This window comes from Streptomyces sp. NPDC058812 (assembly GCF_042744565.1).
Taxonomy (GTDB): domain Bacteria; phylum Actinomycetota; class Actinomycetes; order Streptomycetales; family Streptomycetaceae; genus Streptomyces; species Streptomyces thinghirensis.
In genome coordinates this window covers 141,833-164,242 of sequence record NZ_JBHYOB010000019.1, presented here as the reverse complement: position 1 = coordinate 164,242, position 22,410 = coordinate 141,833, and the positions used below count along the sequence as shown (strand labels likewise).

At 73.1% G+C, this 22,410-nt stretch carries 14 protein-coding genes, 1 tRNA gene, 1 pseudogene and 1 riboswitch; of the genes and pseudogenes, 7 read left to right on the top strand and 9 right to left on the bottom strand.

Going from position 1 to position 22,410, the window contains the following annotated elements; genetic code table 11:
* Positions 1-366: 366 nt before the first annotated feature.
* Entirely contained in the window at positions 367-915 is a 549-nt protein-coding gene (locus ACFW48_RS31100; protein ID WP_386320456.1) for a MarR family winged helix-turn-helix transcriptional regulator, read from the bottom strand.
* 135 nt (positions 916-1,050) lie between these two features.
* On the opposite strand from ACFW48_RS31100, the gene ACFW48_RS31095 reads away from it, so the two are divergent.
* Positions 1,051-2,328, top strand: a complete 1,278-nt coding sequence (locus ACFW48_RS31095; RefSeq protein ID WP_386320467.1) for an MDR family MFS transporter — start codon at positions 1,051-1,053, stop codon at positions 2,326-2,328.
* A gap of 54 nt (positions 2,329-2,382) precedes the next feature.
* Here the strand turns inward: ACFW48_RS31095 and ACFW48_RS31090 are convergent, their stop codons facing one another.
* Both ACFW48_RS31090 and ACFW48_RS31085 read right to left on the bottom strand, forming a co-directional pair.
* Positions 2,383-4,032 (bottom strand): SpoIIE family protein phosphatase, encoded by a 1,650-nt coding sequence (locus ACFW48_RS31090; protein ID WP_386320454.1) that lies wholly within the window; start codon positions 4,030-4,032, stop codon positions 2,383-2,385.
* 187 nt (positions 4,033-4,219) lie between these two features.
* A complete protein-coding gene (locus ACFW48_RS31085; protein ID WP_386320452.1) occupies positions 4,220-5,599 on the bottom strand; it encodes an NAD(P)/FAD-dependent oxidoreductase in 1,380 nt (459 codons plus the stop codon).
* Between the two features lie 373 nt (positions 5,600-5,972).
* On the opposite strand from ACFW48_RS31085, the gene ACFW48_RS31080 reads away from it, so the two are divergent.
* Positions 5,973-6,758 (top strand): TetR/AcrR family transcriptional regulator, encoded by a 786-nt coding sequence (locus ACFW48_RS31080; protein WP_386320450.1) that lies wholly within the window; start codon positions 5,973-5,975, stop codon positions 6,756-6,758.
* Between the two features lie 258 nt (positions 6,759-7,016).
* Positions 7,017-9,089: a sigma-70 family RNA polymerase sigma factor gene (locus ACFW48_RS31075; RefSeq protein ID WP_386320447.1), complete on the top strand. Its 2,073-nt coding sequence runs from the start codon at positions 7,017-7,019 to the stop codon at positions 9,087-9,089.
* A gap of 96 nt (positions 9,090-9,185) precedes the next feature.
* Here ACFW48_RS31075 and ACFW48_RS31070 read toward each other — a convergent pair whose 3' ends face one another.
* Entirely contained in the window at positions 9,186-11,303 is a 2,118-nt protein-coding gene (locus ACFW48_RS31070; RefSeq protein WP_386320445.1) for an asparagine synthase-related protein, read from the bottom strand.
* Positions 11,304-12,014: 711 nt separating this feature from the next.
* On the opposite strand from ACFW48_RS31070, the gene ACFW48_RS31065 reads away from it, so the two are divergent.
* The 4 genes from ACFW48_RS31065 to ACFW48_RS31050 all read left to right on the top strand — a co-directional run bounded on the left by ACFW48_RS31065 (position 12,015) and on the right by ACFW48_RS31050 (position 17,101).
* Entirely contained in the window at positions 12,015-13,436 is a 1,422-nt protein-coding gene (locus ACFW48_RS31065; RefSeq protein WP_386320442.1) for an MFS transporter, read from the top strand.
* 81 nt (positions 13,437-13,517) lie between these two features.
* Complete coding sequence (gene lhgO / locus ACFW48_RS31060; protein ID WP_386320440.1) at positions 13,518-14,762, top strand: L-2-hydroxyglutarate oxidase; 1,245 nt, start codon at positions 13,518-13,520, stop codon at positions 14,760-14,762.
* A gap of 13 nt (positions 14,763-14,775) precedes the next feature.
* Positions 14,776-15,708, top strand: coding sequence for a tRNA (guanosine(46)-N7)-methyltransferase TrmB (trmB, locus tag ACFW48_RS31055; RefSeq protein ID WP_386320438.1), 933 nt, complete (start codon positions 14,776-14,778; stop codon positions 15,706-15,708).
* Between the two features lie 10 nt (positions 15,709-15,718).
* Positions 15,719-17,101: a PrsW family intramembrane metalloprotease gene (locus tag ACFW48_RS31050; protein WP_386320436.1), complete on the top strand. Its 1,383-nt coding sequence runs from the start codon at positions 15,719-15,721 to the stop codon at positions 17,099-17,101.
* 61 nt (positions 17,102-17,162) lie between these two features.
* Here ACFW48_RS31050 and ACFW48_RS31045 read toward each other — a convergent pair whose 3' ends face one another.
* The 5 genes and pseudogenes from ACFW48_RS31045 to ACFW48_RS31025 all read right to left on the bottom strand — a co-directional run.
* Positions 17,163-18,107, bottom strand: coding sequence for an aldo/keto reductase (locus ACFW48_RS31045; protein WP_386320433.1), 945 nt, complete (start codon positions 18,105-18,107; stop codon positions 17,163-17,165).
* A gap of 156 nt (positions 18,108-18,263) precedes the next feature.
* Positions 18,264-19,298: a M23 family metallopeptidase gene (locus ACFW48_RS31040; protein WP_386320430.1), complete on the bottom strand. Its 1,035-nt coding sequence runs from the start codon at positions 19,296-19,298 to the stop codon at positions 18,264-18,266.
* 11 nt (positions 19,299-19,309) lie between these two features.
* Positions 19,310-19,467: riboswitch (cyclic di-AMP (ydaO/yuaA leader) on the bottom strand.
* Positions 19,468-19,721: 254 nt separating this feature from the next.
* A complete protein-coding gene (locus ACFW48_RS31035) occupies positions 19,722-20,921 on the bottom strand; it encodes a PP2C family protein-serine/threonine phosphatase (protein WP_386320427.1) in 1,200 nt (399 codons plus the stop codon).
* A 176-nt stretch (positions 20,922-21,097) separates the two neighbouring features.
* Positions 21,098-21,171: transfer RNA gene (locus ACFW48_RS31030), tRNA-Met, on the bottom strand.
* Between the two features lie 64 nt (positions 21,172-21,235).
* Positions 21,236-22,357: pseudogene (locus tag ACFW48_RS31025) on the bottom strand (dihydrofolate reductase family protein); the annotation flags it as partial.
* Positions 22,358-22,410: the final 53 nt, after the last annotated feature.

Below are 22,410 nucleotides of genomic sequence, written 5' to 3'. Positions count from 1 at the left end.
TTTCCTCGGTGCTTTCCAGGTTCCCGCTTTCGCGTTTCCCTTTCCGGCGGCTCCGACTCTATCAGATCCTTTCGGGCTCTGATTCCCCGTCAGAGGGGGTTGTCTTCGCGGCTGTTGGGCCGTTCCGACGTCTCAAACCTTAGCGGACCTTCTCGGCGATTCCCAATCGAGGTCGATCGGGCCGTCGGGCCCCAATCGGAATTGAATTCGGACACGCCGAAGCCATTCCCACTGGGAGGTCGTGCTGGTGGTTTGGTTGCCGCTGGTGCGGCGGGAGGTGCTACCGCAGAACCGTTACGGCCCCGTGGCAACCCGAAGAACCCTACGGATCCCGTAGGAGGCTGTCAAGGAAGTCTGTCAAGATCTTTAATCGAGGTCGCTGAGCCGGCCGCCCGCGTCCGGCTGGGCGTGCTCCACCCTGCGCAGGAGGCGGGTGAGGACCTCGCCCAGTGCGGTCCGGTCGTCCGCGGAGAGGTCCTGGAGCAGGTCCTCCTCGAAGACCGAGGCGAGGCGCATGGCCTCCAGCCACTTCTCGCGCCCCTCCGCCGTCAGCTCGACGATGACACGGACCCGGTTGGACTCGTCGCGGTCCCGGGTGACGAGCCCCTCCCCCACCATGCGGTCGATGCGATGGGTCATCGCGGCCGGTGTCAGGCCGAGCCGCTTGGCGAGGTCGCCGGGGCCCAACCGGTAGGGGGCGCCAGAGAGGACGAGCGCCTTCAGCACCTCCCAGTCGGTGTTGCTGATGCCTAGCTCGGCGGTCTGCCGGCCGTACGCGACGTTCATACGGCGGTTGAGGCGGGAGAGCGCCGAGACGATCTTCTCGACCTGCGGGTCGAGGTCCTGGAACTCACGCTGGTAGGCGGCGATCTGCTCTTCGAGTGTCGGCTCGCCGGCGCCGGAGGTGTCGCCCATGGCCGCAGTATGGCATGCGACTCCTTTGCCTTGAAGTCCTTCTCTGTGTACTCTTTAGCTTCGAACTTTAGCTTCTAAGTCTTCACTCCTAACGGATGGAGCAGCGACCCAGAGAGGGTGAACGTGACCAGGGCAATGGGCGCAGCGATGCGCCGGATCCATGTGGGCAACGCACTCAGCGCGTTCGGGCTCGGCTTCACCGTCCCCTACCTGTACGTCTATGTGGCGCAGGTACGGGGACTCGGTTCTGTGACGGCGGGTCTCGTGCTCGCCGTCTTCGCCGTGGCCGCGTTGATCGTGCTGCCGTTCGCCGGGCGGGCCATCGTCCGGCGGGGCCCGCTGCCGGTACTGCTCACCGCCCTGGTCACCGCCGCGCTCGGTGCGCTGAGCCTGGGGCTGTCGGCCTCGGCGGCGACCGTGCTGTTGTCCGCCGCCGCGCTGGGTGCGGGGCAGGCCGTGATGCAGCCGGCGCTCGCCACGATGATCGTCGACTGTTCGCCGTCCGAGACGCGGTCGCGGGCGTTCGCGACGCAGTTCTTCCTGCAGAACCTGGGGCTCGGCGTGGGCGGGCTCATCGGTGGGCATCTCGTCGACACGTCGAGCGCCGCGTCCTTCACGCTGCTGTTCGCGATCGAGGCGGCGATGTTCCTGGTGCTGGTCGCGGTCATGGCGACGGTGCGCACACCGCGCGCGCCGCGTATGGAGGAGGCGCCGGGGCAGTCCGCCGGGGGCAGCTGGAAGCAGCTGCTCGGCAACCGGGCCATGGTGCAGCTGTGCGTGCTGGGCTTCGTGCTGTTCTTCGCCTGCTACGGGCAGTTCGAGTCGGGGCTGAGCGCGTACGGCGTCGAGGCGGCGGGGATCTCCACCTCCACGCTGGGCACCGCGTTGGCGGCGAACACCCTGGTGATCGTCATCGCGCAGTTCGCGGTGCTGAAGTTCGTGGAGCGGCGGAAGCGGTCCCGCGTGATCGCCGCCGTGGGTCTGATCTGGGCCGTGGCGTGGGCCGTGGCCGGCTACGCCGGGCTCGGGCACGGCAGCCAGGCGATGGCGACGGCCGCCTTCATCTCGACGTACGCGCTGTTCGGTCTGGGTGAGGCGCTGCTGTCGCCGACGGTGGCGCCGCTGGTGGCGGATCTGGCGCCGGCCGGGCTCGCCGGGCAGTACAACTCCGCCTTCGCCCTGGTGAAGCAGCTCGCGCTGGCGATCGGGCCGGCGGTGGGCGGGCCGCTCGGGGCCTCGCTGCACGCGCCGTACATCGTGGCGTTCCTGCTGTTCTCGCTGGGCATCACGGTGCTGGCGGTGCGGCTGGGCCGGCAGCTCACGGACGTACAGAACCAGCCGTCGCTCGCCAGGAGCCGGGTGGTCACGCAGGGTGGGGCACCGGCCGACGCGGTGGCGGCCGCGGAGGCGTGAGCGAGCGGGGCGGTGACGGGTTCGCCACCGTCACTGCCCCGTCCCGGTCCCTGTTCACGGCTTCGGCAGGACGAACTCGCACCAGACCGCCTTGCCGCCCCCGGGTGTGCGCCTGGAGCCCCAGTTGGCGGCGATCGTCGCGACGATGGCGATGCCCCGACCGGACTCGTCCCCGGGCTCGGCTCTGCGGCGTCTGGGCAGGTGGTCGTCGCCGTCGGTCACCTCGATGATGAGGCGGCGGTCGGTACGGCGCAGGCGCAGCCGCATGGGGGGCGTGCCGTGCTGGAGGGAGTTGGCGACCAGTTCGCTGGTGGCCAGGACGCCCAGGTCGTGCAGGTCGGTGGGGAAGCGCCAACTGGTCAGGACACCGGAGGCGAAGGCACGCGCGCGTGGGGCCGCTTCCACGCCGCCGAGCAGTTCCAGGGCGGCGTTGCGGAAGAGCTCGGCCTGCGCGCCCTTGCGGGCGGGGTGCTGGAGGACCAGGACGGCGACGTCGTCGTCGTGGTCCGGGGTGACGCCCGCCGAGCGGACCAGGCGGTCGCAGATCACCTGGGGCGAGCCGGTCGCGCCGGACAGGGCGCGCTCCAGGGCGGCGATGCCCTCGTCGAGGTCTTCGTTGCGGCGTTCCACCAGGCCGTCGGTGTAGAGGACGGCCGTGGAACCGGGGGTCAGGGCGATCGAACCGGAGGAGTGCATCCAGCCGCCGGTGCCGAGCGGGGGGCCGGTGGGTTCGTCGGCGCGCTGGACGGTGCCGTTCTCGTCGCGGACCAGGATGGGCAGGTGCCCGGCGGACGCGTAGACCAGCCGGCCCTCGTTCGGGTCGTGGATAGCGTAGACGCAGGTGGCGATCTGGTTGGCGTCGATCTCGGTGGCGAGGCCGTCGAGGAGCTGGAGCACCTCGTGCGGGGGCAGGTCGAGGCGGGCGTAGGCCCTGACCGCCGTACGGAGCTGGCCCATGACCGCTGCCGCGCGGACGCCTCTGCCCATGACGTCGCCGATGACCAGGGCGGTGCGGCCGCCGCCGAGGGTGATCACGTCGTACCAGTCGCCGCCAACCGCGGCCTCGGTGCCGCCGGGGTGGTAGGTGGCGGCGACGCGCAGGTCGTCGGGTTCCTCCAGTTCCTGCGGGAGCAGGGAGCGCTGGAGGGTGACGGCGGTCTCGCGCTGGCGGCGTTCGCTCGCGCGGAGGCGGACGGCGGCCTCGGCGTGGTCGGTGACGTCGGTCGCGAAGACGAGTACGGCGCGGCCGCCGCCGCTGTCGCCCTCGGTGACCGGGGTGCAGGTGAAGGTGTAGGAGCGGCCGTCGGGGGCCTTGCGGGATTTGAGGGTGCGCGGTCTGCCGCTGCGCTGGACCTGGTCCAGGAGCGGGAAGAGGCCGAGCTCGTCCAGTTCGGGGAGGGCCTCGCGGGCCCGTTCGCCCGGATGGCGGGTGCCGAAGGCCGTGACGTAGGCGTCGTTGACGTAGGCGAGGCGGTGGTCGGGGCCGTGGACGAGGGCGACGAGGGCCGGGACGCGGTCGAGGACGTCGCGCACGGGGAGGTCGTCGACGGCGGGTGCGGGCGGGGCCTCGTCTGTCAGCTGTTCGGCGCGGGCGGCGGGTACGGAGCCGTCGCTCCGCCGGTCCGGGGAGACCGTCGTGTCGGTCCGCGCTGCGGCGCGGCGCTGCGTTCCGGGGAGTCGGGCGCTCCAGCGCGTGAAGTTCACGAATCCTTGCCTCGTGTAGTTGTCGGCGGCCGGGGACCGGGACGGGCCGGGGGCCGGCCGGGGCCCGGGGGCCGCGCGGGAGCGAGCGGTGGCGCGCCCGCGGTGGTGGACCAGTCTGGCAGGGTAGGTGCCGGCCGGGCCGACATCCGTCAGACGCCGGGCCGGCCGGGGGAGTTCCTGACTCCGGTCAGGACGACCCCTTCGGGTTGCGCGGAGGTTCTTGAGAAGGCTTTCCACCGGCCGCGAGTTCGAACTCCGCTCGCGGATGTTCGAGTGAACCCAGGGAGACGATCTCCCTCTTGAACAGTCCGGCGAGGGCCCATTCGGCCAGCACGCGCGCCTTGCGGTTGACGGTGGGGACCCGGCTGAGGTGGTAGGCGCGGTGCATGAACCACGCGGGGTAGCCCTTCAGCTTGCGGCCGTAGATGTGCGCGACGCCCTTGTGGAAGCCGAGGGAGGCGACGGAGCCGGCGTACTTGTGCGCGTATGTGTCGAGGGGCTCGCCGCGCAGGGCGTGCGCGATGTTGTCGCCGAGGACCCTGGCCTGGCGGACGGCGTGCTGGGCGTTGGGGGCGCATTCCCGGCCGGGTTCCGCGGCGGTGACGTCGGGGACGGCGGCGGCGTCGCCCGCGGCCCACGCGTGTGTGGCGCCGTCGACGGACAGGTGGGGGGTGCAGGTGAGCCGGCCGCGGTCGTTGAGGGGGAGGTCGGTGGCGGCGAGGATCGGGTGGGGTTTGACGCCGGCCGTCCAGACGACCGTACGGGTGGGGAAGCGGGCGCCGTCGCTGAGGACGGCGACGCGGTCCGCGCAGGACTCCAGGCGGGTGTCCAGGCGTACGTCGATGTTGCGGCGGCGCAGTTCGGTGACGGTGTAGCGGCCCAGGTCCTCGCCGACCTCGGGCAGGATGCGGCCCGACGCCTCGACGAGGATCCACTTCATGTCGTCCGGCGTGACGTTGTGGTAGTACCGCGCGGCGTAACGGGCCATGTCCTCCAGCTCGCCGAGGGCTTCCACGCCCGCGTAGCCGCCGCCGACGAAGACGAAGGTGAGGGCGGCGTCGCGGATGGCGGGGTCGCGGGTGGAGGAGGCGATGTCCATCTGCTCGAGGACGTGGTTGCGCAGGCCGATGGCCTCTTCGACGGTCTTGAAGCCGACGCCGTGGTCGGCGAGGCCGGGGACGGGGAGGGTGCGGGAGACCGAGCCGGGCGCGAGGACGAGTTCGTCGTACGTCAGCCGGCGGGCACCCGTCTTCTCCTCGCCGGTGGCGAGGGTGGTGATGGTGGCGGTGCGCGTCGTGTGGTCGATGGACCGTGCCTCGCCGATGACGACGTGGCACTGGTCGAGGACGCGGCGCAGCGGCACGACGACGTGCCGGGGGGAGATCGAGCCGGCCGCCGCCTCGGGGAGGAACGGCTGATACGTCATGTAGGGGTCCGGGGTGACGACCGTGATCTCGGCCTCGCCCCGCCGCAGTTCGCCTCTCAGGTTCCGCTGCAGACGCAGGGCCGTGTACATCCCGACGTAGCCGCCGCCGACAACGAGAATGCGCGCACGTTCCTTCACCATCCCATGACGCACCCGGCGCTTGCGTTTGTCCACAGGCTCGACGATTTGTGTGATCGGAGATCGGGACGGCGCGGGGTGGGCCGGATCGTCGTGGTGCGGGGTGGTCGTGCAGGTCAGTGGGGGTGGGTGCGGGGGTGGGAGGCGGCACATTCGGGGCGTATCCGATCCGTACTCCGATCGGTGGGTACTCCGTGCGGAACGTGCCCCTTCTGAATTGACTCCCGCTCAACTATGTTCTTCCCCACGGTGTGTAGGGGGATGTGCTCATGGGGTCCGCGACGGGCGGACCGCCGAACCGGGCCTGTTCCGCGCACTCCGGCTTTCGATGGCGGGGAGAGTCTCCGGGGGGAGACGTCATTACCGGGGGATTGTCATGCATGTTCAGGACTCTCATTGGTCGTCCGCGTCCGCTGTCGCGCCCGGTGGCGCGATGAGTGCGGCGGCGGGCGGCGCACGCGGGGAATCACGGACCGCGCCACTGCGCGTGGACGCCCAGCGCAATCTGGAGCACGTGCTGCGCGCGGCGCGCGAGGTGTTCGGCGAGCTGGGGTACGGAGCGCCGATGGAGGACGTGGCACGGCGCGCGCGGGTCGGTGTCGGCACGGTGTACCGGCGTTTCCCGAGCAAGGACGTCCTGGTGCGGCGGATAGCCGAGGAGGAGACGGCCCGGCTGACCGACCAGGCCCGGGCGGCGCTCGGGCAGGAGGACGAGCCGTGGTCGGCGCTGTCGCGCTTCCTTCGGACGTCGGTGGCCTCGGGCGCCGGCCGGCTGCTGCCGCCGGGGGTGCTGCGGGTCGGGGTGTCGGACGACGGTGACGGCGGTGCCGGTGGTGCCGTGGCCGGAGAGCCGCGGGTGCCGCAGCAGCGGATACAGCCGGGCGCGGGCGAGCTGCGGCTGGTCTCGGAGGGGACCGCGCCCGTCGGCGCGTCGGGCACCGGTGAGGACGACGACGGTGCGGCGGCGCTGCTGGAGGTCGTGGGCCGGCTCGTGGAGCGGGCGCGGTCGGCGGGTGAGCTGCGGCCGGACGTGTCGGTGTCGGACGTGCTGCTGGTGATAGCCACGGCGGCGCCCTCGCTGCCGGACGCGGCGCAGCAGGCGGCGGCCTCGTCCCGGCTGCTGGACATCCTGCTGGAGGGACTGCGGTCGCGACCGGCGTGAGCCGACGCCGCCGTGCCGTCGTGCGGGTGAGGGGAGGGCGCGCGGGCGGGTGGGCCGGTCGGGCCTTCCACGTGTCTCGCCCAACGCCTGCCTGGACGGGGTGCTCTCCTTCCCCGAACGGCTGAGCGTTATTACTGCGTCGCGGCAAGTCCCCACGGACGAGTGATGGTCCGCACTGCGGGGTCCTGACCAAAAGCCAATATGGCACGCTGACCCGGTGTTCGGGACAGGCTGGGCAGGTGGCGGGGGCTTTCCGCGATGAGCGTTGACGGGCGGGACGGGTCACTCGGTGACGGCGACACCGGACCCGGCGACCCGCCGCAGGTGCCGGGCCAGGGCGGACCGGGTCAGGCTCCTCGGGGAGGCGTCCCCGCGGAGGGCCGCGTCCCCGCGGACGGCCGCGTCCCCGCGGACGGTCGCGTCCCCGCGGAGGGTGTTGGGTCGGCGGAAGGCGGCATCCCGGCGGACGGGAGCGTCCCGGCGCAGCGTGAGCTGCACGAGGACAGCGTCCTGCCCCCGCCCCGCGAGTCGCATGACGGCGGCGTCCTGCCCCCGCCCCGCGACCTGCACGACCTGCACGACGGCGGCGTCCTGCCCCCGCTCCGCGAACTGCCGTTGTCCGACGCCGAGCTGATCGAGCGGATGCGCTCGGGCGACGACACGGCCTACGAGGAGCTGTACCGGCGCCACGCGGACGCGGTGCGCCGGTACGCGCGTACCTGCTGTCGCGACGCCCACACCGCGGACGACCTCACCGCCGAGGTCTTCGCCCGCATGCTCCAGGCGGTACGCGGCGGTTCGGGCCCGGAGCACGCCGTGCGCGCCTACCTGCTCACCGCGGTCCGGCGCGTCGCCGCCGGCTGGACCCGGTCGGCCGGGCGGGAGCAGCTGGTCGACGACTTCGCGGTGTTCGCCGCGCAGGCCGCGCACACCACCAAGGTGCCGGACGACGACACCCTGGAACTGGGCGCCGACGTCCGGGCCATGCACGAGGCCGAGCAGTCGATGGCCATGCGGGCCTTCCGTTCCCTGCCGGAGCGGTGGCAGGCCGTGCTGTGGCACACCGAGGTCGAGGACGAGTCGCCGAGCGAGGTGGCCGTGCTCTTCGGGCTGGACGCCAACGGCACCCGGGTCCTGGCCAGCCGCGCCCGCGAGGGCCTGAAGCAGGCCTACCTCCAGGCCCATGTCAGCGATGCCCTCGCCACCGACGAGGAGTGCGCCCGCTACGCCGACCAGCTCGGCACCTACGCGCGCGGCAGGCTGCGCACCCGGGCCGAACGGGGGCTGCGCAAGCACTTGGACGAGTGCGCCAGGTGCCGGCTGGCCGCCGGACAGATCAAGGAGGTCGCGAGCGGAATTCCCGCCGTGGTGCCGGTCGCGGTCATCGGCTGGTTCGGCGCCGCCGGGTACGCCAAGGCGGCGGGGATCATCGCCGGCGGCACGGGTGCGGCGGGTGCCGCCGGCGCGGCGGCCACGACGGGCGGTGGCGCGGCCGGCGGTGCGGGTGCCGGGGGCGGTGCGGCGGCCTCCGAGGGGCTGGGCGCGCCGGTGAAGGCCGGCATCGCGGCCGGTGTGGTGGCGGTGGCCGCGGCGGCGGCGCTGGTCTTCGCGCTGGTCGGCAACGACACCCCCGAGGAGCGGCCGCCGAAGGCCGCCCCGCCCGCCTCCTCACCGGTGGCCCAGCCGGCCCCGGACACGCCCACGCCCTCTACGCGGCCACCGCGCCCACGCCCACCGCTGGCCGCACCCGAGCCGTCCCCGTCCCCGTCCCCGTCCCCGACGCCCACCCCCAGGCCGACGCCGCCCCCTTCGCCCAAGCCCTCCCCCACCCCGAAACCGACCCCGACGCCGACCCCCACTCCCCCGCCGGCCCCGACCCCGACACCACCGCCCGCCCCGACCGTCTACCAGTGGAGCGAGCTGGCGTACGACGTGGGCGGCGACGGGACCGGACCCGAGATGCGGCTGGCCGGGAGCGGCTGGGTCTGGCAACGGTCCGCCCTGTCGATCGGCGGCGAACGGTACGCGCACGGCGTCACGGTGCACGGACGCTCCTCCGTCACCATCGACCTCAACCGCTCCTGCTCGTCCTACGACGCGCTGGTCGGCGTCGACGACCTGACGATGAGGCTGGGCGAGGTCCACTTCTCGGTGCACGCCGACGGCGTCCGGCTGTGGAGCTCCGGGCCGGTCGAGGGCGGGGACCCGGCGGTGCCCGTGCATGTCGACATCTCGGGGCGAGAGACCGTACGGCTGGTGGTCGAGCCGCACAGCCCCTTCGACTCGGTGGCGCTCGCGGACTGGGCGCGGTCGCGGTTCACCTGCGAGTAGGGCAGGCCTGGGGGCCCGTGGCGGAAGCCGGACGGCCCAGCACACGCACCGGCACCCGCGCGCCCGTCAAACCCGCCTCCGTCAAACCCGCTCCCGTCAGACCCGCCGCACAACCGCCCCCGCCCCGCCCAGCGCCCCCCGCTGCGGTGCGATGCCCGCCGGCACCGCGCGTTGGCGGGCCGGGGTGCCGGTCCAGCAGGTGCCGCGGCGGGCGAGGAGGCGGCGGAGCCACAGTTCGAGGGAGACGAGGTCGGCCAGCCCGTCCAGGGGCAGCGTCTCGCCCGCGGCCGCCGCACGCACCGCCTTGCGCACGACCCGCGCCTCCACGAGCCCCGCCTCCGCGAGCAGCGGCGTGTCGAAGAGGCCCAGCAGGGAGTCCGCGGCGACCCGCAGCCCCGTCCGCGCGGCGGAAGCCGCCAGCCCCTGCGTGGGCGCCCCCCAGCCGCTCGGCAGATCGCTCACCCCCGAGCCCTCCAGCACCGTCCGCAGAATCGCCGCCCGCGCCCCCGGCTGCACCCGCAGCGCCTCCGGCAGCGCTCGGCAGGCGCGGACGACCTGGTTGTCGAGGAACGGCGTGTGCAGCCGCTGGAAGCGGATCTCGGCGGCCTGCTCCAGTACCCGCACGTCGGCGGCCTGCCGCGCCAGCGCCGCACGCGCGCGGAAGTCACCCGGCCGCTGCCCCGGCCCCACCCCGGAACGCTGGGAGGACGTCTGCAGGCGAACCGATACTTCAGCCAGCGCCTCTCCGGTCAGCCACCGCGCCGCGGGCCCCGGCCCGGCCCAGGCCAGCACGGCCAGCGACGCCTCCATCGCACCGTCGCCCGGCGTGTCGAAGCGACGGCGCAGCAGCCGTTCGGCGAGCACCTCCAGGCCGGTGCGGTACGGGGTCCGCGCCAGCCGCCGCGCCGCGGCGTACACGCGCGCGGGGACCAGCACCGAACCGTCGGCCTTGGCCAGCGCGGCGACCGGCCGCACGAGATGGCGCCGCTTGCGGTCCATCAGCAGGTCGGCCAGCCGCGCCGGATGGGCGTCCAGCACCTGCCGTGCCCCGTACCCCGTGAAGTGGTCCGCACTGCCCGCGGCCAGCCGCGCCCGGTGCCGTGCCGACGCGACGAGACAGGAGCCCGGCTCGTCCGTCAGCGGCCCGTCCAGCGCGGCGTACGGCAGGACGTCCTCGCCGCCGGTGACCACCACGTGGTGCAGCCTCGGGTTGGCCGCCAGCGCGCCCGCCCGCTCCAGCTCGGCCTCCTGTCCGCCGACCGCGAGGTCGTTGAAGGTGACGGCAAGCAGCCGCTCCCCCGCGCCCGTGCCGTGCCCGAGCACGGTCCCCGGCATCCCCGGCAGCCCGGCGGCCAGCAGCGCCAGCGTGCCCGAGGCCGGTCCGCCGGACAGGTCGGCCCCGATCCCCGGAACCGGCATCCCGCGCGCGGCGCGCCGTTCCGCCGGTCCCATGCCGGGCACCGGCCCGGGGTCGATGCCGTCCCCGGGAACGTGCCGGGGCGCGGCGAGACGCGTGCGCACGGCCTCGACCAACGCGTCCCGCACGCCGTCCACCGCCCGGTCGGGATCGGCCGTGGGCGCCGCCACGGCGAGCGAGGCCACCTGCTCGTACCCGGCGATCTCGCGCGCCCCGGCGCGCAGGATCAGCGCATGCCCCGGCGGAATGCGTTTCACGCCGTCGTACGGGGTGGAGTCGTCCAGCGCGGCCGGTACGTCGGGCGCGGCGAGCAGCGCGGCGAGGTGACCGAAGTCGAGGTTGGCCTCGATGAGGTCGGCCAGGGGCAGCGCGGCCGTCGCGTAGGCCGTGCCGCCCGCCCAGGGGGTGTGGAACACCGGTCGCGCGCCCGCGAGGTCGCCGCAGACGGTGATCCGCCGGCCGACCTGGACGACGGCCGTGTAGCTGCCGGGCCACGCGGTCAGATGCCGAAGGGCTCCGCCGCGCGCGGCGAACAGTCCGACGCGCAGCTGCTCGTCGGTCGCGCCGCAGATGCCGAGTACGGCGATGCGGGTCTGCGGATCGGCCGTGACGACGCGCACCTCGTCGGGGCGCCAGTCGCCGACCGCCCACAGGGGATCGGGGTCGCCCCACAACAGCTGGGAGCCCACGGGCTGCACGGTCTCGCCGTCGTAACCGGTGGCCCCCGCGGAGCCACCCGCTCCGGCGATTCCCGCGGCTCCCACGGTGGTGCTGCTCCACCCCACCAACCACCGCATCGACGCCTCCACAGGCTGGGGACAACCAGTGCACCGTACGAACTGGTCCCATGCTGCCATGAAGGGCGCGCCGCAGAGCAGCGGCGGAGCCGCATGTGCTCCCATGAATGCGCCCCCGCGGAAACCCACGCGAGGACGCCAACTCCCTCTCCGCTTCCTCTCGGAGGCTCTCCGAGAGCGCGAAGACGACGCGAATGCGCCCCCGCAACGCGCCCCTTGGCTCCCCCACGCGCCCTCAACTCCCATGGTGAGGGCCGTAGTACCCCGAAAACGCCGGGGTCAATTTTCAGCCAAATCGGCGTCACGCGAACGCGTTCGAACACGCTCCGTACAGGCTGTGCGCACCGGCCTGCACCGACCAGTGGCGCGCGGTCCGGGAGGCGAGGCACGCCCCCCGGACCGGTCCGCCGCCCGCGGGGATGTAGGCGGCGGCGTCCCCCAGCCCACTGGATCCAGTACAGCGGGCCGACCCACGCACCGCTCATGGAACCGCTCCCCCCCGTGGCCGGAGTAGAGCGCACGGGCGGGCGCACGGCCACACACTGGGAGCACGTGGCAACGGACCGTGTGGACACCGCACTTCAGTACGGACCACAATCCCGCCATCCGGAACAATGCCTCTTAACGCATGGGATCCGGCGAACTACGCTGGGTTTACGAATGCCGCGTGGTTATGCCAGCGCGGCAGCCGTCTGTGTCGAGGGGTGGCGCATGTCCAGGGAGCAACGCGGGCCGAACGAAAAGCTCGGCGCCGTTCTCGCCCTCGCGGGAATCAGCAACGCAGGACTCGCCCGGCGCGTCAACGACCTCGGCGCCCAACGCGGGTTGACTCTTCGCTACGACAAGACGTCGGTGGCGCGCTGGGTGTCGAAGGGCATGGTGCCGCAGGGTGCGGCGCCGCACCTCATCGCCGCCGCCATCGGCCAGAAGCTCGGCCGCCCGGTGCCGCTCCACGAGATCGGCCTGGCGGACGCGGACCCCGCCCCCGAAGTGGGCCTCGCCTTCCCCCGGGACGTCGGCCAGGCGGTCAGGTCCGCCACCGAGCTGTACCGTCTCGACCTCGCCGGCCGCCGGGCCGGCGGCGGCATCTGGCAGTCGCTGGCCGGCTCGTTCGCGGTGAGCGCGTACGCGACGCCCGCCTCGCGATGGCTGATAACCCCGGCCGACAGCTCGGTGGCGCGTGACGCGAGCCCGGCCGAGGGCTCCGGCGCACCGCTCAAAGTCGGCCACAGTGATGTGCAGAAGCTGCGGGAGGCCGCCGAGGACGCCCGGCGCTGGGACTCCAAGTACGGCGGCGGCGACTGGCGTTCGTCGATGGTGCCCGAGTGCTTACGCGTCGAGGCGGCCCCGCTGCTCCTCGGCTCCTACTCCGACGAGGTCGGCCGCGCCCTGTTCGGCGCCTCGGCCGAGCTGACCCGCCTGGCCGGCTGGATGGCCTTCGACACCGGCCAGCAGGAGGCTGCCCAGCGCTACTACATCCAGGCCCTGCGCCTGGCCCGCGCGGCGGCCGACGTCCCCCTCGGCGGCTACGTACTCGCCTCCATGTCCCTCCAGGCCACCTACCGCGGCTTCGGCGACGAGGGCGTGGACCTCGCCCAGGCCGCCCTCGAACGCAACCGCGGCCTGGCCACGGCCCGCACCATGAGCTTCTTCCGCCTGGTCGAGGCCCGCGCCCACGCGCGCGCGGGTGACGCACCGGCGGCCGGCGCGGCCCTGAAGGCCGCCGAGAGCTGGCTGGAGCGGGCCCGCCCCGGCGACAGCGACCCGACGTGGCTGGGTTTCTACTCCTACGACCGGTTCGCCGCCGACGCGGCCGAGTGCTACCGCGACCTGAAGGCACCACGCCAGGTCCGCCGCTTCACCGAGCAGGCCCTGTCGAAACCGACGGAGGAGTTCGTACGCTCGCACGGCCTGAGACTCGTCGTCTCGGCGGTGGCCGAGCTGGAGTCGGGCAATCTGGACGCGGCCTGCGAGCAGGGCGTGCGGGCGGTCGAAGTCGCCGGCCGCATCTCCTCGGCCCGCACCACCGAGTACGTGAAGGATCTCCTCCACCGCCTGGAGCCGTACGGCGACGAGCCGCGTGTGGTCGAGCTGCGCGAGCGCGCCCGGCCCCTCCTGGTGACCCCGGCCTGACCTGACCCACCGCCCCCTCCCGGGTTTGAGGGCATTGTCAGTGGCGCAGTGCACTATCGAAGCCGGGAGGTGGGCCGGAAGATGGAACGAGTGCGGACCGCGACCGCGCAGGGCATCGCGCACGGCGTCGCGTACGCCTGCGACGTGCTGGTGATCGGCGGCGGAATCGTCGGCCTGTCGACGGCGTACGCGATCACACGCGCCGCGCCGGGCACCCGTGTGACGGTGCTGGAGAAGGAGCCGGGGCCGGCCCGGCACCAGACGGGCCGCAACAGCGGCGTCATCCACAGCGGCGTCTACTACCGCCCGGGCTCCCTGAAGGCCCGCTACGCGGTGCGGGGCGCGGCGGAGATGGTCAAGTTCTGCACCGAGTACGGCATCGCCCACGCCGTCACCGGCAAGCTGATCGTCGCCACCGACCGCGCCGAGCTGCCCCGCCTGCACGCACTCGTGCAGCGCGGCCGGGAGAACGGCATACCGGTCCGCGAGCTGGGCGCGGCGCAGATCCCGGAGTACGAGCCCGAGGTGCGCGGCCTCGCCGCCATACACGTCGGCACGACCGGCGTCTGCGACTACGTCGCCGTGGCCCGGCAGCTGGCCCGGGCCTCGGGCGCGGAGATCCGCTACGGCGCCGAGGTGCGGCACATCGACCGGCGCCCGGGCCTCGGAGTCGCCGTGCGCACCCGCTCCGGGGACGTGATCCGCGCCCGGGTCCTGGTCAACTGCGCCGGGCTGCACTGCGACGGGATCGCCCGGACGACGGGTGACGACCCCGGCATGCGGATCGTCCCCTTCCGGGGTGAGTACTACGAGCTGGCCCGGCCCGAGCTGGTGCGAGGGCTGGTCTACCCGGTGTCGGACCCGGCGTTCCCGTTCCTCGGGGTGCATCTGACCCGCGGCATCGACGGAAGCGTGCACGTCGGGCCCAACGCGGTACCGGCGCTGGCCCGGGAGGGGTACGGCTGGGGCGTGGTGCGGCCCGGCGAGCTGGGCGCGACGCTGGCCTGGCCGGGCTCGTGGCGGATAGCCCGGCGGCACTGGAGGTACGGGGCGGGCGAGCTTCGGCGGTCGCTGTCCAAGACGGCGTTCACCACGGCCGTACGCAGGCTGCTCCCCGGGGTGACGGAGTCGGACCTGGTGGCGGCGCCCGCGGGAGTGCGGGCGCAGGCGGTCCTGGCGGACGGCACGCTGGTGGACGACTTCATGATCCGCGAGGGCGCCCACGCCGTGCACGTCCTGAACGCACCGTCGCCCGCGGCGACGGCGGCGCTGCCGATCGGGCGGGAGGTGGGGCGCAGGGCGCTGGCCATGCTCGGCCGCCCGTAAAATTGAGGGCACTGTGTCTGATTTCCGCAACGCCTCCGACGCTCGCCGGCCCGCCGCCGAGGAGCCGGCCGCCCCCGAGCCCGCCGCTTCCCGCGCCGGTGTCCCCCACGCCGGTGACTCCCATGCCGGTGACTCCCTCCGGCACACCCGTGCCAAGGGCGAGCCCCGTTTCCCGGACGGGCCGAAGGCCGATCCCGCCGGGTCGCACTTCGAGCGACGGATCCGGAGTTTCCAGCCCCGGCGCAGCAGGGTGACCGCCGGGCAGGCGGACGCACTGCAGCGGCTGTGGCCCCTGTGGGGGCTGGACATCGACGGACAGCGGGTCATCGACCTCGCCGAACTGTTCGGGAACGCCCGTCCCGTCGTCCTGGAGATCGGCTTCGGCATGGGCGAGGCCACCGCGCGGATGGCCGCCGCCGACCCGGACACCAACATCCTCGCCGTGGACGTCCACACCCCCGGCCAGGGCAACCTGCTGGGTCTCGCGGAGCAGAACGACCTGTCCAACATCCGGGTGGCCAACGGCGACGCGATCATCCTCCTGCGCGAGATGCTCGCCCCCGACTCCCTCGCCGGACTGCGCGTCTACTTCCCCGACCCCTGGCCCAAGAAGCGGCACCACAAGCGCCGCCTGATCCAGCCGGAGTTCCTGGCCCTGGCCGCGGCCCGCCTCGCGCCGGGAGCCGTCGTGCACTGCGCCACGGACTGGGAGCCGTACGCCGAGCAGATGCTCGACGTCCTCACCGCGCACCCCGACTTCGAGAACACCGTGCGGGGCGGCGGTTTCGCGCCGCGTCCCGCCCACCGGCCACAGACCCGTTTCGAGGGCCAGGGACTGGACAAGGGTCATGTGGTGAACGACTTGCTCTTCCGCCGCGTACAGCACCCCGTATCGCACGCCGTATCGCACCGCGATCAGCACAAGGAGCAGCCCCCCACCGGTTAGGGTCCTTGCCGTGGCCACCTGTCCCCCGTATCCGACGCGTCCGCACACGCACGCGCGTACGCATCCGCACTGGTGGCAGCGCGCCTGGGTGCGTTACGGCGCGCTGATCACCCTGCTCGCGCTCTCCGGCCTGGTGATCCTGGCCCTGGTGCGCGAACAGACCGGCACGCGGGGGTTCCTGGTGGGGCTCGGCCTCGCGGTCCTGCCCGTGCCGTTGCTCATAGCCGCGTTCCGCTGGCTGGACCGGGTGGAGCCCGGACCCTGGCGGAACCTGCTGTTCTGCTTCGCCTGGGGAGCCTGCGCGGCAGCGCTGATAGCGATCGTCGCCAACAGTTTCGCGACGAGATGGATAGCGACGGCCACCGCCGACCCGGCCGGCGCGGACACCCTGGGCGCCACGGTCATAGCCCCGGTGGTCGAGGAGTCCGCCAAGGCCGCCGCCGTCCTCCTGGTCTTCCTCTTCCGCAGGAGGCACTTCACCGGCATCGTCGACGGCGTCGTCATAGCGGGCGTCACCGCCACCGGCTTCGCCTTCACCGAGAACATCCTCTACCTGGGCAACGCCTTCGGCACCGACCAGCTCACCGGCGACAGCGGCATCGCCTCCGTCACCGCGGCGACCTTCTTCGTCCGCATCGTGATGTCACCGTTCGCCCACCCGCTCTTCACCGTGCTCACCGGCATCGGTTTCGGTATCGCCGCGCTCTCCGCGGGCCGCCACCGCCTGCGCCGTGCCCTGCTCCCCCTGGCCGGCCTGCTGCTGGCGATGGGCGTGCACGCGCTGTGGAACGGCTCGGCGGCGTTCGGCGAGTACGGCTTCCTCGCCGTGTACGGGGCGTTCATGGTGCCGTCCTTCGGCCTGCTGACCTGGCTGGTGATCTGGACCCGGCAGCGCGAACTGGGCGCCGTACGCGCCGAACTCCCCGTGTACGTCATGGCCGGGTGGCTGACACCGACGGAGCCGTACGCGCTCGGCTCGATGCGGGCCCGCCGCATCGCCCGTCGGCACGCCCTCCGGCACGCCGGGAAGGAGGCGGCGCGGGCGGTGGCGCGGTACGAGGCGTACGCGACCTCCCTGGCGTTCCTGCGCCGGCGCGGGCGCCTGGGCAGGGCGGGCGCCGACTTCGCCGTACAGGAGCGGGAACTGCTGGACGCCCTGTGGCAGCGACGCGACGTGGCGCGTCCGGCACTGGACTACGCGGCCCGGGCCACGGCTCCGCCCGCGCCGGTGGCGGTGCGGCCCTGGGCGCATCCGTACGGGGCGTACGGGCCCGGCCACCCGGCGACGGCCCCGACGCCGTACGCCGCACCGGCCGCGTACAGCCCATACGCCCCGTACACCCCGCACACCCCGTACTCCGCCGACTCCCCGCCCAGCCATTACCGGCCGTAACCGCGGTAAGGGCGGTAAGGGCGGTAAGGGCATTAAGGGTCGCCCCGACCGCCCGAGAGGCTCAGGCCGACGCCTCCGTCAGCCTGCCGACCTCGCCCTCCGTCAGGCTCAGCTCCGCCACCCCCAGCAGCGCCGGCAGCTGCTCCACCGTGCGGGCGGACGCGATCGGCGCGGCCACCGTCGGCTGCGCGGCCAGCCAGGCGAGGGCGACCGTGGCGACGGGAGCGTCGTGGGCCTCGGCGATATCGTCCAGGGCCGCGAGGACCCGCCGGCCGCGCTCGGTCTCCAGGTGCTTCGCCGCCCCGCCCGCCCGCGGACTGTCGACGGCCGCACCGGGCCGGTACTTGCCGGTGAGGAAGCCGGATGCCAGGGAGTAGTACGGCACGGCGGCCAGGCCGGCCCGCTCGGCGAGGTCGCGCGGCTCGCCCTCGTACGTGTCGCGGGAGACCAGGTTGTAGTGGGGCTGGAGGGCCACGTACCGGGCGAGGCCCTCACGGTCGGAGAAGGCCAGGGACTCCGCGAGCCGCTCGGCGGAGATGTTGGAGGCGGCGATGTGCCGGACCTTGCCCGCCTTCACCAGCTCGTCGAGCGCGCCGATGATCTCCTCCACCGGCACCTCGGGCTTGTCGAAGTGGGTGTAGTAGAGGTCGATGTGGTCGGTGCCCAGGCGGCGCAGCGAGGCGTCGGCCGCCGACTTGATGTTCGCGGCGGACAGTCCCGGGTACTCGGGGTGCTGGCTGACCTTGGTGGCGAGGACGACGTCACCGCGGTTGCCGCGGGAGGCGAGCCACTTGCCGATGACGGTCTCGGACTCGCCGCCGCTGTTGCCGTCGACCCAGGCGGAGTAGGAGTCGGCGGTGTCGAGGAAGTTGCCGCCGGCCGCCGTGTAGGCGTCGAGGACGGCGAAGGAGGTGTCCTGGTCGGCGGTCCAGCCGAAGACGTTGCCGCCGAGGGCGAGGGGGAAGACCTCCAGGTCGGAGGAGCCGAGCTTGCGCAGAGAAGTCATGTCCTGCGTCAACGAACGCACAGGACCCGGCGATTCCGGAAGCGGGGCAAAAATCCCGCAAACCGGCAGCCCTGACGTCGGGGGGTCGCCATCAGGACCGCCGGGGACCAGAGGCGGTGAGGGCCGGGAACGGCATGGCTCAGGGGGTCAGACCGCTCAGGGAGTCAGACCCTTGCTCTGCAGCCACGCCATCGGGTCGATACCGCCGCCTCCGCTGGTGTGGACCTCCATGTGGAGGTGGGCGCCGGTGACGTTGCCGGTGGCGCCGACGCGGCCGATGACGTCACCGGTGGTGACCTCCTGGCCGACGCTGACGCTGATGGAGGACTGGTGGGCGTACCAGATCTCGGTGCCGTCATCGAGGGTGAGCACGGTCTTGTAGCCGTACGACCCGTCCCAGCCGGCCGACGTGATCGTGCCGCTGTGCACCGCCTTGAGCAGCGTGCCCGTGGGGGCGGCGAAGTCGAGGCCGGTGTGGTAGCCGGAGGACCAGTAGGCGCCGGCCTGGCCGAAGCTGGAGGAGATGGTGTACGAGGAGGTCGGCAGCGTGTACTGCTTGGCCAGCTTCGCGAGCCGCTCGGCCTCGGCCTTCTTCGCGGCCTCCTCCTCCGCCTTCTTCTTGGCGGCGGCGGCCTTGGCCTCGGCCTCCTTCTCCGCCTTGGCGGCAGCTTCCGCGGCCTTCTTCTCGGCGGCGGCCGCGGCTTCGGCGGCGGCCTTGGTCTCGACCTGGGCCTGCTGCTGCTCGGCCTGCGCCATGATCCGGGCCCGCAGCGTCTCACCGGCGTCGGGGTCGCTCTCCGAAGAGGTCTCGGCGGCGACCGTGCCGATGCCGCTGAGCGGGGTGGCGGAACCCTCCGGCTGCGGCTTCTCCTCGTCGGAGATCAGCGAGCCGACGTTCGGCAGGTCCGGCATGGAGATCGACACCGGCGGCTTGCCGGTCTGCGCGCTGGCCATGCCGCCCGCGCCGACCGCGGCTATGACACCGACGCCGAGGACGGTGGAGCTGCGGGCGAGTCCGCCGCGCTGCTTGGCGACGCGGTGCCGGCCGCGTACGGGGCGGATGGAGTCCGCGGTGGGATTCCACTCCTCCCAGGGGCCCTCTTCGGTGCGGTAGCCGTCGTATCCGAAGGTGTCGGTGTCGTGCCCGCTGGGCACGAACGGGGCCTCGGGGGCAGGCCGGTTGGACGCCACGTGGGCGTACTCCTTTCCTTCCTTTCGCCTACCGGGTTAGCTGACGGGTTCGGAGCAGGAAGGTCTCCTACGCGCGTATACCCGCCGTGTCTGGCACGGCGTCATACGCCCGATTCACCCCAATGTGGTGGTTCCCCGGTTCCCTTGCGGGATTCGGCGCGTGCGCACGGAGCCGCCTTCTGTGACGGCTGGGACGACCGCGCTGCGTTATCGAACGTTAATAGACGCGGGGCTCGGATTCCAAGCCGTTCCTCTTGATCATTAACGGATCCGGCCCGGACGTACGCCTCACGAACGGCAAAAACCGGGCGAGTTGACCGCCCTTCAGTATTCCCTGCTCCACCACGAATTTCTGATGGTGTATCAGTTGTTATGCGCAGGGCGGTCGGTCCGTCACGTCCGGTGATGTTGATCAAGGGTCGATCAGGGTCGTCGTACGGCGAGCAGCGCCATGTCGTCGGCCATGCCGCCCCCGGAGTGCCGGCGTACGTCCTCGGCGAGGGTGTCGAGCAGCTCCGTCGGATGCCGGAACACGCGGCCGGCCAGCCGCACGTGCGGTTCGTAGAACTCGCCCCGCCCGTCCCGCGCTTCCGACAGTCCGTCGGTGTACAGCAGCAGCGTGGCCCCACCGGGGAAGTCGGCCTCCTCCGCGCGGTCGGGCCACACACCCAGCTCGCCCATGCCGAGCGGCAGCGCCGACTCCCGGGCGGGCAGCGGGCGCAGGGTGCCGTCGGCGTACAGCAGCAGGGGCGGCGGATGGCCGCGGTTGACGATGCGGACGATCCCGTCGCCGTGCGGGAGTTCGGCGAGTACGGCGGTGGTGAACCCTTCGAAGGCGTCCAGTCCGTCGCGCCGGGTGCCCTCGCGCGCCAGCGCCCGCTCCAGCCGCTGCGCCACCGCCTCCAGCGTCGCCTCCTGCTCGGCGGCCTCCCGGAAGGCGCCGATCACGACGGCGACGGCGGCCACCGCGCCCATGCCCTTGCCGCGCACGTCCCCGACGATGAGCCGGATGCCGCGCGCACTGTCCTGCACCGCGTACAGATCGCCGCCGATGAAGGCGTCGGCCTGCGCGGCCTCGTAGCAGGCGGCGATCTCGAAACCGCCGATCCGCTCGGCGGGCTCGGGCAGCACGGCGCGCTGGGCGGCCTCGGCGATCTCGCGGACGGAGACGAGGCGCTCGCCCGTGCGGCGGACGAAGCCGTTCACGAGGACGGCGAGCACGGCGACCGTCGCGATGGTGATCAGCTCGGTGAGGGAGTCGACGTAGTGGATGACGTCCTTGCTCAGCTGCAGCCCGATGACGGCGGCGACCACGGCGAGACCGGTGAGCACCGTGCCGCGCCGTGAGTAGATCGGGGCGGCGACCAGGGGCGCGGCCGTGTAGAGGGGGCCTGCGGTGAAGTATCTCGGGGTGAAGATGTCGTACAGGACGGCGGCGACGATCAGCAGCACGGGGAGCAGGCGCACGAAGGCCCGCCCGTACGAGGTCCGCCGCGGCGGCCCTGCGGCCGGCGGCACGCGTTCCGGTCCGTCGCCGAGGCCGGGGTCGGGCACGGGATCGCCGGGGAGCCGACCGCCGGCCCGGGCGTACGCTCCCTCGTCCTCCAGGTCACCTGGCCGCACCACTCGTCTCCCGCCACCCCGCACGTCCGCGCCGCTTGCCGTCCCGTCCTCCAGGTTTCCCGGAGCGGGGGCGGTGGGCGAGTCCGTGAGGGCCGATCGGGTGACCGGGTTTCGCGCATTCGTCGCAAACACACCGAAGGCCGGAATCCTCATGGATTCCGGCCTTCGGCCTTGAGTAGCGGGGACAGGATTTGAACCTGCGACCTCTGGGTTATGAGCCCAGCGAGCTACCGAGCTGCTCCACCCCGCGCCGTTGTGTCTCTACTGTACGTCATCCCGGGGGTGGAATGCACATCCGTATCTCCCTGCTCCTCCAGGTGGCGGTTCGGCGCCTTCGCCCGCTCCTCGTACTCAGGCAGTACGACGACGGCGGCGCCCCCGGCGGCGAGCACTCCGCTGCCGTCCGCCCCCGGCACGAAGGTGTCCGGCTCCCGCCAGGCCGTGACCACGCGCCGTACCCCGGCGTCGAGGATCAGCCAGGCGCAGGGCGCGGGCCGGGAGGCGCGGCGGGCGCACGGCTCCAGGCTGCTGTACACGGTGGCGCTCGCGAGCCGCGGGTCGGCGGGGTCGGCCTTCGCGAGCGCCGCCTCCTCGGCGTGCACGACGGCGTCACCGCCCTCCCGTGAGTGCCCCCGCGCCAGCTCGCTCCCGTCGGCGGCGACCACGACCGCCCCCACGCTGAACGCCGTCCCGGACGGCGGGCACAGCTCGGCAAGCTCGCAGGCGAGCGCCAGCCAGTGCCGGTCGGCGGCGGTGACGCGGTCGCCGGTGCCGGGGGCGGTGGGCAGGTACCGCGTCAGCACCACGTCCTCGATGCGCCGCGACTCCACCAGCCGCAGCCGCCCGCCCTGGTAGGCGCCGGGCCCGAAGAGGCGGGGTGCGTCCGGGTCCCCGACGAACAGCGGCGCGAGGACGAGCTGGAGTTCGTCGGCGAGTTCCTGCTGGAGCAACTGGGTGTGGACGGTCCCCCCGCCCTCGACCATGAGCCGCCGTACGCCCCGCCGGTCGTGCAGGTACTCCAGGCCCGCGTGCCAGTCGAGTGCGGGACCGAGCGGCACGACGTCGGCGCCGATCTCCAGCGCGCGGGCCCGCCGGGCCCCCTCGTCCGTGGTGAGGAGCACCTTCTCGCCTCCCGTGTGCCAGAACGGCGCCGCCGGGTCCAGCTCGCCGGTGGCGCTGACCGTCACCTTGAGCGGGTACTCCGCCTTCCCGGCCGCGACCCGGGCCGCCCGCCGCTCGGCGGAGTTCACCAGCAGCCGAGGGTTGTCGGCCCGGATCGTGCCGGCGCCGACGAGGATCGCGTCGACGGAGGCCCGCACCTCGTCGACGCGGTCGAAGTCGGCCGGCGAAGACAGCAGGAGCCGGTCGGGGCCTGTGTCGTCCAGGTAGCCGTCGAGGGAGACGGCGGCGGAGAGGAGGACGTAGGGGAGGGGCATCAGGCGGCACTCCGGTATGCGGGGCGGGCGGATGGACTGGGGGGACGGTGGAG